Origin of the sequence: Campylobacter avium LMG 24591 (assembly GCF_002238335.1) — a bacterium.
GTDB classification, from domain to species: Bacteria; Campylobacterota; Campylobacteria; order Campylobacterales; family Campylobacteraceae; genus Campylobacter_D; species Campylobacter_D avium.
Genome location: NZ_CP022347.1, coordinates 687,515 through 701,981 on the forward strand (window position 1 = coordinate 687,515; position 14,467 = coordinate 701,981).

Here is a 14,467-nt window from a genome sequence, read left to right on the forward strand (position 1 = left end):
AATATTTTTGTTGCAAAATCTCACTTTTTCTATTATAATGATAAGCGAAAGATACTTTATTATTAAAGGTTATTTATGACATTACAACACATGGAAGCTCGTTTAAATGAGCTAGAGCAAATGCCTTCCATAAAGCCTGAACTATCTATACCTAAGGCTTTGGAAGAAGCTGGTTTTTCTAGGAGAGATTTTATGAAGTGGGCGGGTGCTATGACCGCATTTTTGGCCTTACCTTCTACCTTTACTCCTCTTGTTGCAAGGGCTGCTGAGCTTGCTGATAGGGTGCCTGTTATTTGGTTGCATATGGCCGAGTGTACAGGTTGTTCTGAAAGTCTTTTAAGAAGCGATACTCCTACAATAGATAGCTTGATATTTGACCATATCTCGCTTGAGTATCATGAAACTGTTATGGCGGCTTCTGGTTGGCAAGCTGAAGAAATTTTAGAAGACTCTATCAAAAAGCACAAAGGTAATTATTTTCTAATGGTTGAGGGCGGTATACCTACCGGTGATACTGAAAATTACCTAACCATAGGACCGCACGGCAAAACCGGTTATCAACACGCAAAAGAAGCCTGTGATAATGCAAAGGCTATTTTGGCCATTGGAACCTGTTCGTCTTTTGGCGGAATTCAAGCTGCTAATCCAAATCCTAGCAACGCAAAGCCACTTAGTGCAGTTACAAATAAAACTGTAATCAATGTCCCTGGCTGTCCTCCTAGCGAGAAAAACATAGTTGGAAATATACTTCAGTTTTTATTGTTCAACGAAGCTCCTGCTCTTGATGTTTATAACCGTCCAAAATGGGCTTATGGCTTGAGAATTCATGATTTGTGCGAAAGAAGAGGGCATTTTGACGCTGGTGAATTTGTGCAATCATTTGGCGACGAGGGTGCTAAAAATGGTTATTGTTTATATAAGGTTGGCTGTAAGGGGCCTTACACCTTTAATAACTGTTCAAAAGAAAGATTTAATTCTCACACATCTTGGCCTATACAAGCTGGACACGGCTGCATAGGTTGTTCTGAGCCAAATTTCTGGGATACTATGAGACCTTTTGAGGAGCCATTGCATGGCAGACCGCTTGCTTTTGGTTATGGTTCTGATGCGCTTGCTGATAAGATAGGCGTAGGCGTGCTTTGCTTAACAGGTGTTGCTATCGTTGCTCATGCTGCTTTAGCTTCAATGAAAAAGAACAAAGAGGGATAAAAAATGACAAAAAGAATTATAGTAGATCCAATCACTAGAATTGAAGGACACTTAAGAGTTGAAGTTATAGTAGATGAAAATAATGTTGTAAAAGAAGCATATTCAGGCTCTACGCTTTGGAGAGGTATAGAAACTATAGTAAAAGGACGCGACCCAAGAGATGCAGGCTTTTTGACACAAAGAATTTGCGGCGTTTGTACCTTTTCTCACTATAAAGCCGGTATTGTCGCAGTTGAGGACGCATTAGGCATAACACCTCCTTTAAATGCTATCCTTACTAGAACATTGATGAATTCAGCCTTGTTTTTGCACGATCATATAGTGCATTTTTATCAATTGCACGCACTTGATTGGGTTGATATAGTAAGCGCCTTAAGTGCTGATGTTAAGAAGGCAAGCGATGAGGCTTTCAAATACACAGAAGTTCCTTTTGCAACCGGTGCTGACAAGTTGCTAGAGGTTCAAAAAAAGGTTAAAGCCTTCGTTGATAAAGGAAATTTAGGGCCTTTTGCTAATGCTTACTACGGACATCCTACATATAGACTAAGCCCTGAGCAAAATTTGATAGCACTTTCACACTATCTTGAGTGCTTAAGAGTACAAAGGATTATAGCTCAAGCTATGGCTATTTTCGGTGCTAAGCAGCCTCACCCTCAAAGCCTGACTGTTGGTGGCGTAACTTGTGTTATGGATTTATTATCTCCTGCGAGATTGGGCGAGTATTTGGAAAAATTAAAAGAGGTTGCTGATTTTGTTAACCGTGCTTATTATCCTGACTTGATTATGGCTGGTAAGGCCTATGCTAACGAAGCAAGTGTTATAAACGATGTTGGTGTTCCAAATTTACTTACTTATAAGGAATTCCAATTAGGTGCTAATGAGTGGTTGTTTGAGAGTGGTTATATCAAAAATGGAGACCTAAGCAAGGTTTATGAAGTGGATGAAGCCTTAATCACTGAGGAAGCTACGCATTCTTGGTATAAAAACGACAAGCCTTTACACCCTTATGATGGCGAAACAGAACCAAACTACACCGGCTTGGTAGATGCTGATACCATTGATGGCAAGGGAAATTTAGTTCACTCAAAAGCCTTTGACACCCAAGGAAAATATAGCTGGATAAAAGCACCTAGATATAATGGCGAGCCTATGCAAGTAGGGCCTTTAGCAAACATAGCTGTGAATTACGCTAAGGGTAATAAAAGAGTTGTAGCAGCGGTAGACCAGTTCTTAAAAGATTCTAATCTTCCTATCAGTGCTGTTCTTAGCACACTAGGTAGAACCGCTACTCGTTGTGTAGAAGCTAAGATAATAGCCGAGGCAACCTTTGAAGCCTTTAATAATTTGGTTGAAAATTTAAAGATAGATGAAAGCACTTGTGCTAAATACCAAATAGACCCTAACAAATCATACAAAGGAAGATATATAGGCAATGTTCCAAGAGGTATGTTAAGCCATTGGTGTCGTATAGAAAATGGCGTTATCGCAAATTGGCAAGCCGTGGTTCCATCTACTTGGAATGCTAGTCCAAAAGACGCAAAAGGGGTTGGAGGAAGCTACGAACAGTGTTTAATAGGACTTAAGATAGCTGATGTTAAGCAACCGCTTGAGATTATTAGAAAGATACATTCTTACGATCCTTGTATTGCTTGTGCTGTTCATGTTATGGATACTAAGGGTAATAATTTGAGCGAATACAAAATAAACCTTAATTCTTAAAAGGATTTGTAATGCAAAAAGCCATTTATAAGAAAAACCAAGATGGTAAAAGAGTAGCAGTCTATGAATTCAGCCTTGGACTGCGTCTTGCACACTGGATAAGGGCTATTAGTATTGTTATTTTGGTCTTTACAGGCTTTTATATTTCTTATGTTTTTCAATATCCGGTTGAAAAAACATTGGTGCAAAATTTATATCGTTTCGCACACGAAATTTTTGGCTTTATCTTTATTGCTTGCATACTCTTTAAAATTTATTTGTTTTTTACAGACAAAACAAGCAAGATAGAAAGAGCTAGCGTAAAAGACCTTTCAAACAAACAAATTTGGTTAGAGCAAATTAAATTTTACCTTTGTATAGGAAATCACCCTCACTTAAAGGGTGCTTATAATCCTATCCAGTTCATAACATATTTTGTTCTTTATGTTGTTTTTGTGGGACTTATCTTAACAGGTCTTATACTTTATATGCATAATTACCATAATGGACTAGGAGGTTTGTTAATGACCTTTTTAAGTCCTATTGAGTATATGTTTGGAGGGCTTGCTGAGGTTAGAGTTTGGCATAAGTTATTTACTTGGTTTGTGATTATCTTTGTGCCTATACATATTTATATAGTTGTTCTAAATTCTATCAAAAATAAAGACGGCTCCACCGATGCTATAGTTAGTGGATACAAATACGAAGACGAGAGTATTCATAGTTGAAATTTCTAATTCTTGGCATTGGTAATATAGTGTTTGCAGATGAGGGCTTAGGCGTTCATCTTTGCAAACAGCTAGAAAAAAACTACAAATTTACAAGTGATAAACATAGTATAGATTTTGTGGATGGCGGAACCTTGGCTTTGCAACTTAGCTACATCATAGCGCAGTATGATAAGATGATAGTCATAGACTGCATAGATGCTGATGATGCTAAGGCAGGAGATGTGTTTTTCTTTCCTTATGATGCTATGCCTAAAAAAATATCTTGGAGCGGAAGCGCTCACGAGGTTGAAATGCTTCAAACCTTGCAATATATGGAGCTTGTAGGAGACTTGCCTCAAACTCAAATTCTTGCTTGCGTTCCAAAACGCATAGAACAGATGAGCTTTGAGCTTTCAAAAGAGATTGTAAATGCTTCTAAAATCATGATAGACACAGTTATAAAACACCTTGAAAAAGAGGGCTTTTCTTGCGAAAAAATAGCTGATTTTTCTTTGCAGGACTTAGCAAATTCATCTTATAAAAACTAAGTGAAAGTTATATTTTAATTTATATTTTTAACTTTGATTTTGCTTTGGAAATTTATTAAATTAAAGCTTTTTGAGTGTTTTAAATTTATTAAATTTAATTTTTATCAATTCTTGCTGATAAATATATTTATATCTTTTTAGATTTGAAAGTATGAATTTACCGCCATTAAGGCAGTAAATTATTTAGATATTATTTCTTTTGTAGTATTTGCTATTTCAAATTCCTCATCTGTTGGAACGATTAAAATTTTTACCTTTGAGCTAGCTTTTGATATGACTGTTAGTTTTGACCTTGTGTTGTTTAAGTCCTCATCTATTTCAAAACCAAGATGTTTAATTAAATCACAAGTATTTTTTCTAACAGATATAGCGTTTTCGCCAACTCCAGCCGTAAATATCAAAGCATCCGTTCTTGGCAAGATAGCAAAATACGAACCTATGTATTTAGCAAGGCGGTAATTATACATCTTGCTTGCTAGTTTGGCCTTAGCGTCGTTTTTCTCAATACGAGCTTCTACATCTCTTACATCGTTATATCCACAAACTCCCAAAAATCCGCTCTTTTTATTCATCACAGTATCAACTTCATCAGGACTTAAATTCTTAAGTTTTTGTATATAAGGAACTATGGCTGGGTCTATATCCCCACATCTAGTTCCCATCATAAGTCCTTCAAGCGGAGTAAGTCCCATGGAAGTATCCACGCATTTTCCATTTTCTATCGCACTTATGCTGGCACCGTTTCTAAGGTGAGCTGTTATGGCATTAAAGTTGGCATAATCAATGCCCAAAAATTCAGCACCCTTTCTACTTACATAAGAATGCGATGTGCCATGAAAGCCGTATCTGCGAATTTTATCTTTTTCATAATACTCATAAGGCAAAGCATACATATAAGCATAATCTGGCATGGTAGAGTGAAAAGCCGTATCAAATACCACTACATTAGGAACCTTTGGCGCTTTTTTGACCATAGTTTTTATACCTGCTAGGTGTGCTGGATTGTGAAGAGGTGCCATTATACTTACTCTATCAATCTCATCGATAACATCTTGAGTTACCAAGCAATGTTTCATCAAATTTGGGCCACCTTGCACAACTCTGTGTCCGCAACCATCAAGAGTGCTTAAATCCTCAAGCAAGCCAGACTGTTTAAAAAGCTCATTTACCAAATCCAAACCTTCCTCGTGATTTTTTATGGCTTGTTCTTTAATAAATTTTTCATCTGTGCCTAAATTTTTAAGCTCTACCTTTGAAGTGTTTTCTCCTATTTTTTCAACCAAACCTAAGGCCACAGCCTTATCGTCATTGTAAAGCTTAAATTTGATTGATGATGAACCTGAGTTTAAAACTAAAATTTTCATTTTTTCTCCTTAATCTGCTTGTATAGCACTTAATATAACTGTATTTACCACATCATCCACTAAACAACCTCTACTCAAATCATTTATAGGCTTATTTAAGCCCTGAAGTATAGGTCCTATAGCTAATGATTTAGCCGTTCTTTGCACCGCCTTATAGCATATATTTGCCGCATTTAAATCAGGAAAGATAAATACATTTGCCTTGCCAGCCACTGTTGAGTTAGGCATTTTGCTTTTTGCTGTTTTTTCATCTATGGCAGCGTCAAATTGCAAAGGTCCGTCGATTTCTAAGTCTTTGTATCTTTGTTTTGCTATGTTTAAGGCTTCTTTTGTGGCATCTACGCTTGTTCCGCTTCCACTATTTCCCGTAGAATACGAAAGTAGGGCAACCTTTGGTTTTATGTCAAAAGCCTGTGCTGTTTTAGCACTTGAGTAGGCTATCTCTGCTATTTGTTCTGGACTTGGGTTTGTAGCAACGGCACAGTCGGCAAAAACCAAAACCCTGTCTTCTAAGAGCATAAAAAACATTCCAGACACTATGCTAACACCCTCTTTTGTTTTCACAAACTGAAGTGCCGGTCTTATGGTCTCAGCTGTTGTTGTAGAGGCTCCGCTTACCATTGCATCAGCCTTTTTCGTATGCACAAGCATAGTTGCGAAATATGTTCTATCCTTTATGAGCTCTAAAGCCTCATTTTCTTGCATTCCTTTATGCTTTCTAGCCTCATATAACTTCGTGGCAAAGTTTTTTATTAGCTCTGATGTTTTGTTGTTTATGATTTGTGCCTTGCTTAAATTTAGCTTTAATTCTTTTTCTTTTTCTCTTATCTCTTTTTCATCTCCTAGCAGTATCAAATTTACTATGTCTTGTTCTAGTAAAATATGTGCAGCTTGTAAAATTCTCTCATCATCGCTTTCTGGTAAAACAACGGTTTTTTTCTTAGCCTTGGCCAAGCTAACGCTTTTATAAGAAAAGCGGCTAGGGGTTAAAAAGTCGTATTGTGGTATTTCTTTTATATCTTGAGAGTTGAAATTCTCATCAAGTTCTACAAAAGGTGCGCCACATAGTTTTTCTTTAAGATAAAAGCTTACAGTGCTATCTTTGTTAGGATTGATTGCAAAAATAGGACTATTAAAATCCTTCGCAAATTTAACATCAAGTTCTAAAGTTCCCAAAGAACCGAAATTAAAAAGACCAAGAACAAATACAAAATCATATTTTTGCTTCAGGTCTTCAAAAGAAGCGATTAGTTTTTGAGTAAACAAACTCACATCGCAAACATAGCTTTTTAAAGCGTCTTGCTCATCAAAAACAGTCTCAAGCTTAAAATTTGAGTCAAGCTCGGCAAACAAGCTATCATCCTTGCTTTTAACAGGGCAGAAAATACAAAGATTTTTGTGCTTTTTGCTTAAATTTTCTAAGAGCGACTTTGCTAGCTTTGAGTTTAAATTTTCATCTTTTCCTCTTACAAGGTACAAAGTTCTCATACTTTACCTCCTTTAAAAATTTTGGAACTTAAATTGCTTTAATTGTAACATAAGATTTCACATCAAGGACGGCTTATTATGAAAATGATAAATTTTTATCTCTTATTGTTACTTTTTGTTTTTTCAGCTTGTACAGCCAGCATAGAACCGCAAATCAGCATGGCTCCTCCAGCTTATGTTGAGGAATTAGCCCCAAAGCAAAGCAATAATATAGAAACTTCACCTGGCTCGCTCTTTGGTAAGGGTGATAATCCTTTGTTTTCAGATAAAAAGGCGATGAATGTAAATGACTTAGTTACTGTTGTAATACAAGAAAACACAAGCCAAAGCACTTCAGCTGACAGAAGTACCTCAAGAACAAATAATACAAATTTAGGCGGCGCGACTATTACTGCTGGCGGAATGCTAAGCTCTATTGCAAATACCATTAGCGATTATTCTAATATAGGCATGCAAAGCTCTTCAAGCACAAATTACACAGGCACAGGCTCTAATAGTAGAAACGAAAGCTTTAACACAACCGTTTCTACTAGAGTGATTAAAATTTTACCTAATGGCAATTATTTCATAGAGGGTTCAAGAGAGCTTTTGATAAATGGCGAAAAGCAAACCATACAATTAAGCGGTGTTATAAGGCCTTATGACATAGGTCAAGACAATACAATAGACAGCCGTTACATAGCTGATGCTAAAATTTTATATAAAACCGAAGGAGATGTTGCAAGAAGTACCAAAAAACCTTGGGGTGTTAGTATCTTAGAAGCTATTTGGCCTTACTAAAATACAAAACTATGTCACCTTGGCATAGTTTTCTTTCTTTAGTTAAATTTATCATCTTTTAAAGCTCTTTTTATGAAAGTATTGTAGAATTAGCTTTTTGAAATAAAGGCTTTGTTGATGGTAAGTAGCGCTTCTTTTATAAAATCCTTATCTAGCTTTGAAGATTACGAAAAAAGTGGCATAGAAATAGTCTTTCTAGGTCGCTCAAATGTAGGTAAAAGCTCCCTTATAAATTCACTGTGCAATAACAAAAAACTAGCCAAATCCTCATCCACTCCGGGCAAAACAAGACTTATAAATCTTTTTGATGTTCGTATAAAGGATGATGAAAATTTGCATAATTTTATATTTATAGACATGCCAGGTTTTGGTTATGCTAGGGTTTCAAAGGCCTTAAAAAGAATTTGGGATAAAAATTTAGACGAGTTTTTAAAGCTAAGAAAGAGCATAAAACTTTTTATACATTTAATAGACGCAAGGCACAGCGACTTAGAACTTGATGATTTTGTTAGAAAATATTTACTATCGTTAATGAATGAAAGGCAAAATTTACTCACAGTTTTTACAAAAGCAGATAAATTAAATCAAAGCGAGTTACATCATCTAAAAAGCAAGGCCCAAGAAGATTTCTTGCTTGTTTCAAACACAAAAAAAACAGGCTTAAAAGACTTGGAAAATAAAATTTTACAATTAACTTTGGAGTAGTAATGCCAAGAAGAAAATATGGAAGCAAAACATATAGTCATTATATAGACGGTTTTTATGTATTTACGGCTATTTGTTTTATTGTATATCAAATTTTAAGCTCCATATTTTCATATATGCCCTTGATGTTGGGCTTTTTCTTTTGTTATATGTATTGTTTGTTGCAAGAAAGAGATAAAAGCCTTTATGACTTGGATTTTAGGTGGTATTTTTCTGTATTTTATATCTTGTTTATTGATATAACTCATAATTTTTATCTTTTTTCATCGCTGTTTGCCTTTCTTTGCTTTCACTACTTTTTTGCCGATTGGCTAAAGGTAAATTTCAAGATAGGTAAATTATTGCCCATAGTTTTTGTTGTGTGTGCTTATGCTTTATTAATATTTTTTGATAATTTACTGTCTTATTTAGATAATAAAAAATTATCCATTTTCAGCCTAAATTATTTGCTTTTTATACTGTGCATTGAGTCCTTTTTATCTTATATCTTTTTTAAGGATAAGATAAAATGAGAATGCGTTTTGTTTATGCTTTCATTTTCTTGTTTTTTGTGCTTATTTTGGCGAGGGTGTATTATTTTGCCATCAAATCAAATACCTACTATGAAGAGCTTGCCAAACAAAATTCAGTCAAAACCCAACTTTTAGCGCCGGTTCGCGGCTTTATCTCAGATAGAAATGGAGAGCTTTTAGCCATAAATGAGCTTGGTTTTAGCATAGCCATAAAGCCTTATTTGCATATTAAAAAAAGCAACCGTGAATTCTTGGATGAAGAAATTTTGCATATAGTTCAGGCCTTTCCTGATTTAAATGCTAGTGCTTTGAAAAGAAATTATATAAGAGAGGATTCTTATTATAATCAAGACTTTATAAAGGTTGTTGATTTTATATCATATGATGATATGATTGCTCATTATTCGAATTTAAATTTAAGAGATAATCTACAAATTCTACCACAAGTCAAACGCAAGTATCCTTACTCCCATGTAGCCTCGCATATAATAGGCTATATAGGCAAGGCAAATACCCAAGATATAAAGGAAAATCCCATCTCAAAGCTTACAAACTACACAGGCAAGAGTGGAGTTGAGAGATATTATAATGATATTTTGCAAGGTGAAAGCGGATTTAGAGAGGTTCGCATAAATGCTTTTAACAAAGAAATAGAGGAGCTAAATTTCAAGGCAACAAGCTCAAAGGATATAAATCTTAGCATAGACATAAGAATTCAGCAGTTTTTGAGTGAAATTTTTGCTGACAATGCCGGGGCTGTCATCATAGTAGATTTGTCAGATAGTTCTTTGCTTGCTGCCGGTAGTTTTCCTGAGTATGATTTAAATACCTTTGTTGATGGAATTTCAGTTGCCTCGTGGAAAGAACTTTCAAACAACCCTGACCATCCTTTTACAAACAAAATGGTAAATGGACTTTACCCGCCTGGTTCTGTTGTTAAAATGGGCGTTGCACTTTCTTTCTTAAAATCCGGTCTTATGAATTCAGCTACTTCATCATTTTGCGAAGGTTTTGTGGAGCTTGGAGGTAGAAATTTTAGGTGTTGGAACAGAAGTGGTCATGGGCATATGAATTTAAAACACGCCTTACAGCATAGTTGTGATGTGTATTTTTACGAAGGCGGTTTAAGAGTGGGCATAGATAAGATAGCACCCGTGCTTAGCAATCTAGGCTTTGGTTCAAAAACGGGCATTGATTTGCCTAATGAATTTGTAGGAACGGTTCCTTCAAGAGAATGGAAAATGCACAGATATAAAAGGTCTTGGACGCAAGGTGAAACCTTAAATACAAGCATAGGGCAAGGCTCTTTTTTGGTTACTCCTATGCAGGTTGCTAAATACACAGCTCAGCTTGCGACAGGCAAAGGCGTAAATTTACATCTTTTAAAGGCTGTAGAAAACAATATCACAAATGAAGAAAAGTTTGAAAATGAGATTTTTACCAGCTTTGATAAGGCACAACTGCCTAGCATTAGAGAGGGTATGTATGCTGTTATGAATGAAGCTGGCGGAACAGCTTATAGATATTTTTCAAATTTCCCTATAAAAGTAGCTGGCAAAACGGGAACAGCACAGGTTATTTCATTTTCTCAAGCCGAAAAGAAAAACATAAGAGAGGCTGATTTAGAATACTACACCCGCTCGCACACCTGGCTTACTAGCTATGCACCTTATAAAAATCCTAAGTATTCAGTTACAGTGCTTTTAGAACACGGTGGTAGAAACACCACCACGGCTAAAATAACAGCTGAAATTTATAAAAAATTAATGGAGCTAGGATACATACAAAGCAATTAAATCAGCAAAGTTTCATTTTTGCTTGTTATTTCGTTAAGCTCTTTTGAAAGTTCTATAAGGCTTATACCCTCATCTTTTAAACCTATATTCACAGTAGCAACCGTGCTTATATCTTTTTTGTTTATATCAATAGAACTTACACACATTTTGTGGTCTTTTTGTACTATATCAAAGGCTGATTTGATTAGTTCTAGTAACTTTTTTTGCTCTGTCTCGTTTAAATTCTCAAAACTTTTATCCTCTTTAAGACCTAAAAGCTGAGAGTATTCTTCAAAATCTTTTTGGTATTTGCTTATAGCTGACATTGTTGCTCCTTTGCGTATTTTCAAGGATAAAAGCAAAAAGGATTCCAAATCATAAAATCAACATAGCATCACCATAAGAATAAAAGCGGTATCTTTCTTTCATAGCTAGCTCATAAAGCTCTAAGGTTTTTTTTCTGCCTATGAAAGCTGATACTAGCATTATTAGACTTGATTTTGGCAAGTGAAAATTTGTAAGCAAATAATCAATCCTTTGTGGCGGATTTTTAGGATGTAAAAATAAGGAGCAAAGTCCTGTTTTTTGCCCTGTTCTTTGAAAATTTTCTATAGTTCTTGCTACTGTTGTGCCAACGGCTAGGATTTTTTCCTCGCTTAGCAGTATTTTTTCTAAATTTTCATCTATAAAAAAGGCTTCTTCGTGCATTTTATGCTCATTTATATTTTCGCATTCTACATTTTTAAATGTTCCTGCTCCTATGTGTAAGCTTAGATAATAAAGTTTGTGTTTTTTTTCAAGCTCTTTTAAAAGCTCTTTAGAAAAATGCAAAGAAGCAGTCGGTGCAGCCACTGAGCCTAAATTTTTTGCAAAGATGCTTTGATATTCTTTTTCATCGGCTTTTTCATCAGCCCTTTTTATGTAAGGGGGCAGAGGAATATGCCCGTTTTTTTCCAAAAACTCTAAAAGCTCTTTGTGCTCTAGTTTTTTTTCCTTAAAAAATTCTACCTTTCTAAGTCCATCAGGCAAAAGCTCTATCACTCTAGCCTTTAAGCCCTCAGCAAAAAGTAAAACATCATCCTTTTTTACCCTAGCTCTAAGTTGCACTATAAACTCAAAGTTGTTAAGTGCCTTATGAAAAAAAAGCTCCACCTTAGCCCCGCTTATCTTATGCCCGTAAATTCTAGCCTTTATTACCTTGCTATCGTTAAAAATTATGCTACATTGCGGTAAAATTTGGTTTAAATCCTTAAATTTTAGGTGTTTAAGCTCATCTGTTTTTCTGTAATAAACTAATAATCTAGCCTCTTCTTTTGGCAGCACTGGATACTTTGCTATCAAGCTTTCATCAAGCTTATAATCATAATTTTTTAAGAGCAAATCCTCATTAAGCATTATCTTCATCTTTTGCAGGATTTACCTTTTTTGCTATGTAGATTGAAAGTGCGTAAAGCAAGCAAAGCGGTATGGCCATTAAAAATTGAGATAAAACATCAGGTGGCGTCATGAGTGCTGCAAAGATGAAGATTAGCAAGATAGCTATTCTAAAGTGTTTTTTCAAAAAAGCGTCATTTACTATGCCAAGTTTTGCTAGAAAATATGTAAAAATAGGCATTTCAAAGGCAAGTCCAAAGGCTAGCATAAGCTTTATAAAAAAGCCCACATAAAGCCCTATGCTAATTAGCGGTGTGAGGTTGTTTGCCGAACCAAAGATGATTAGAAATTTAAAAGCCATAGGAATTACAATCAAATAACAAAAAGAAGCCCCAAGCAAAAACATAAAAGTAGCGCTCAAAACGAAAGGAAGAACTAATTTTTTTTCATTATCATACAGCCCCGGTGCTACAAAAAGCCAAAATTGCCAAAAAATTACAGGCAAAGAAAATAAAAATCCCGTAAAAAAACTAACCTTCATAGCCGTAAATAGAGGCTCTGGAAGCTCTACGAAAGTCATTTTCTTAGAAAATTCAGGCAGTGCATTTTCAACAGGAATTGTTAAAAACTTAAGTATGTACTCATGAAAGCTAAGGCAGACAAAAAACATCACAATCACGCACACGACAGATATAAACAATCTTTTTCTAAGCTCTATTAAATGCGGTCTTAATTCCTCAAACATTTTTTTCTTTATCCTCGTTTGCTGCTGTTTTATCTGTGTTTTTATCATCTTTTAAATTTTGATTTTCTTTGTCCTCTTTTGCACTTGATAAAATGTCTTTTTTTAGCTCATCAAATTCCTCAAAACTTAATTTTTGCCTTATGTTTTGGTTATACTGCGAAAACTCATCTTTGTATTTTTTGGCTTCCTCTTTGATTTCGTTAATCCTAACTTCTTTGTCTATACTGTCTTTTATATCATCTACGTGTTTTTTCGCAGCCTTTAAGAATTTGGCTATTTGTATAGCCGCATCAGGCAGTTTATCAGGCCCTAAAACAAGAATTGCAACAACTAAAATAACTATGATTTCGCCCATACTCATAAGAGTTTGTCCTTAAAAATTTTCTAGCATAAGTATCTATTTTACAATAAAAATATTAAAAATTCTAGCAAAGTAAAAATAACGCTAATTCATCGCTTAAAAGATAGTTTGTGTTAAAAAACCTTGCATTTTTTTTGTCGAATTTCAATTTTTTCTTTTTTGTTAAAAGCTCTGCTTTTTCTTTTTGCTTGTCATTTAGCCTTTTTTCATCTACGCCAACACAGGAGCGAAGCCCTAAAAACACATGCTCTGTAAGCAAATCCTCATCGTTTAATTTTTCCTTTGTTTTCAAAAGTGGATTTTGTATATAAGAGCTTAAATTTCTTGTGCTGTAAAATCTTGTATCTTTGTAAAAACCAACGCTTGAAAGACCGCAACCGATGTAGTTTGCACCTGTCCAATATGAAAGATTATGCTTGCAAGTTTTACCAAAATTACTTATTTCGTATTGCTTAAAACCTAAATTTTCCAAAGATTTTATTAGGTATTTTGCAAGGAAGCTTGAGTATTTTTTATAGCTTATTTTGTTTGTAAATGCGCCCTCAAGCTCCAAAGAATAAGCACTTATGTGGCTTAAGCTTAAATCTTTTACGCAAGCAAGCTCGTAATTTAGCATTTTTTTATCATCAAATTTACTATCATATATGAGGTCTATGTTTATATTGTTGAAATTTAGCTTTTTTGTATTATCTAAGGCTTTTAAAATTTCTTTTTTGCTGTGAATTCTGCCTAAAAATTTTAATTTATCCTCATTAAAACTTTGAGCCCCAAAAGACAGCCTATTTACCCCAAATTCTTTCATGGCCTTAAGCCATTCATAAGTGCTTGAATTTGGATTTGCCTCGCTTGTGATTTCGCATTTTTCACTTAAAAATTGTTTTAAAAAATCAAAAATTTTTTCATAATAAGAAAAATGCACGCAACTAGGCGTTCCACCGCCTATAAAAACCGTTTGCAAGGACTTGTTTTTCACCCCAAATTTATGCAAAGCCTCTTTTATGTCTAAAAACAAGGCGTCAAAATAGGGCTTTAATTCTCTTTTTTTTAAAGAGGTGAAAGAGCAGTAGTGGCATTTGCTCTCACAAAATGGTATGTGTATGTATAAATTTTTTTGCATTAAAAACCAATTTTTTCTTTTATTCTAATTAAATTTTTATTTGAAATAGGTTAAAATTAATCCAAAATTATTTTCTTATAG

The 14,467-nt window shown here is 34.8% G+C and carries 15 protein-coding genes; 8 read left to right on the top strand and 7 right to left on the bottom strand.

Features of this window, described 5'->3' with window-relative positions; genetic code table 11:
* Window positions 1–75 precede the first annotated feature (75 nt).
* From CAV_RS03555 to CAV_RS03570, 4 genes are read left to right on the top strand one after another with little or no spacing between them, the layout of a single operon-like run.
* Window positions 76–1,209 (top strand): hydrogenase small subunit, encoded by a 1,134-nt coding sequence (locus tag CAV_RS03555; RefSeq protein WP_094325139.1) that lies wholly within the window; start codon window positions 76–78, stop codon window positions 1,207–1,209.
* A 3-nt stretch (window positions 1,210–1,212) separates the two neighbouring features.
* Window positions 1,213–2,928 (top strand): nickel-dependent hydrogenase large subunit, encoded by a 1,716-nt coding sequence (locus CAV_RS03560; RefSeq protein ID WP_094325140.1) that lies wholly within the window; start codon window positions 1,213–1,215, stop codon window positions 2,926–2,928.
* Between the two features lie 23 nt (window positions 2,929–2,951).
* Window positions 2,952–3,635: a Ni/Fe-hydrogenase, b-type cytochrome subunit gene (gene cybH / locus CAV_RS03565; protein WP_390088850.1), complete on the top strand. Its 684-nt coding sequence runs from the start codon at window positions 2,952–2,954 to the stop codon at window positions 3,633–3,635.
* On the top strand, window positions 3,632–4,165 hold the full coding sequence (locus CAV_RS03570; RefSeq protein WP_094325142.1) for a HyaD/HybD family hydrogenase maturation endopeptidase: 534 nt from the start codon (window positions 3,632–3,634) through the stop codon (window positions 4,163–4,165). Before cybH ends, CAV_RS03570 begins: the two co-directional genes overlap by 4 nt.
* Window positions 4,166–4,344: 179 nt before the next feature.
* Here CAV_RS03570 and CAV_RS03575 read toward each other — a convergent pair whose 3' ends face one another.
* The gene (locus CAV_RS03575; protein WP_094752814.1) at window positions 4,345–5,529 is read right to left on the bottom strand and encodes an acetate kinase; all 1,185 of its coding nucleotides are present in this window, start codon (window positions 5,527–5,529) and stop codon (window positions 4,345–4,347) included.
* 9 nt (window positions 5,530–5,538) lie between these two features.
* On the bottom strand, window positions 5,539–7,017 hold the full coding sequence (gene pta / locus CAV_RS03580) for a phosphate acetyltransferase (protein WP_094752815.1): 1,479 nt from the start codon (window positions 7,015–7,017) through the stop codon (window positions 5,539–5,541).
* A 78-nt stretch (window positions 7,018–7,095) separates the two neighbouring features.
* Here pta and flgH point away from each other — a divergent pair, with 78 nt between their 5' ends.
* The 4 genes from flgH to mrdA all read left to right on the top strand — a co-directional run bounded on the left by flgH (window position 7,096) and on the right by mrdA (window position 10,810).
* Window positions 7,096–7,797 carry a flagellar basal body L-ring protein FlgH gene (gene flgH / locus CAV_RS03585; protein WP_094325145.1) on the top strand — a complete coding sequence of 234 codons (702 nt, stop codon included), beginning with the start codon at window positions 7,096–7,098 and terminating at the stop codon, window positions 7,795–7,797.
* A gap of 117 nt (window positions 7,798–7,914) precedes the next feature.
* Window positions 7,915–8,502, top strand: coding sequence for a ribosome biogenesis GTP-binding protein YihA/YsxC (gene yihA, locus CAV_RS03590; RefSeq protein ID WP_094325146.1), 588 nt, complete (start codon window positions 7,915–7,917; stop codon window positions 8,500–8,502).
* A 2-nt stretch (window positions 8,503–8,504) separates the two neighbouring features.
* On the top strand, window positions 8,505–9,014 hold the full coding sequence (locus CAV_RS03595; protein WP_094325147.1) for a hypothetical protein: 510 nt from the start codon (window positions 8,505–8,507) through the stop codon (window positions 9,012–9,014).
* A complete protein-coding gene (gene mrdA / locus CAV_RS03600) occupies window positions 9,011–10,810 on the top strand; it encodes a penicillin-binding protein 2 (protein ID WP_094325148.1) in 1,800 nt (599 codons plus the stop codon). Before CAV_RS03595 ends, mrdA begins: the two co-directional genes overlap by 4 nt.
* Here mrdA and CAV_RS03605 read toward each other — a convergent pair.
* The 5 genes from CAV_RS03605 to hemW form a co-directional block, all read right to left on the bottom strand.
* Window positions 10,807–11,115, bottom strand: a complete 309-nt coding sequence (locus CAV_RS03605; RefSeq protein WP_094325149.1) for a hypothetical protein — start codon at window positions 11,113–11,115, stop codon at window positions 10,807–10,809. The genes mrdA and CAV_RS03605 overlap by 4 nt on opposite strands.
* Before the next feature lie 49 nt (window positions 11,116–11,164).
* The gene (gene queA, locus CAV_RS03610) at window positions 11,165–12,184 is read right to left on the bottom strand and encodes a tRNA preQ1(34) S-adenosylmethionine ribosyltransferase-isomerase QueA (protein ID WP_094325536.1); all 1,020 of its coding nucleotides are present in this window, start codon (window positions 12,182–12,184) and stop codon (window positions 11,165–11,167) included.
* On the bottom strand, window positions 12,177–12,908 hold the full coding sequence (tatC, locus tag CAV_RS03615; protein ID WP_094325150.1) for a twin-arginine translocase subunit TatC: 732 nt from the start codon (window positions 12,906–12,908) through the stop codon (window positions 12,177–12,179). Before tatC ends, queA begins: the two co-directional genes overlap by 8 nt.
* Window positions 12,901–13,269, bottom strand: a complete 369-nt coding sequence (gene tatB, locus CAV_RS03620) for a Sec-independent protein translocase protein TatB (RefSeq protein ID WP_094325151.1) — start codon at window positions 13,267–13,269, stop codon at window positions 12,901–12,903. Before tatB ends, tatC begins: the two co-directional genes overlap by 8 nt.
* A gap of 64 nt (window positions 13,270–13,333) precedes the next feature.
* Window positions 13,334–14,386: a radical SAM family heme chaperone HemW gene (gene hemW, locus CAV_RS03625; protein WP_094325152.1), complete on the bottom strand. Its 1,053-nt coding sequence runs from the start codon at window positions 14,384–14,386 to the stop codon at window positions 13,334–13,336.
* Window positions 14,387–14,467 lie beyond the last annotated feature (81 nt).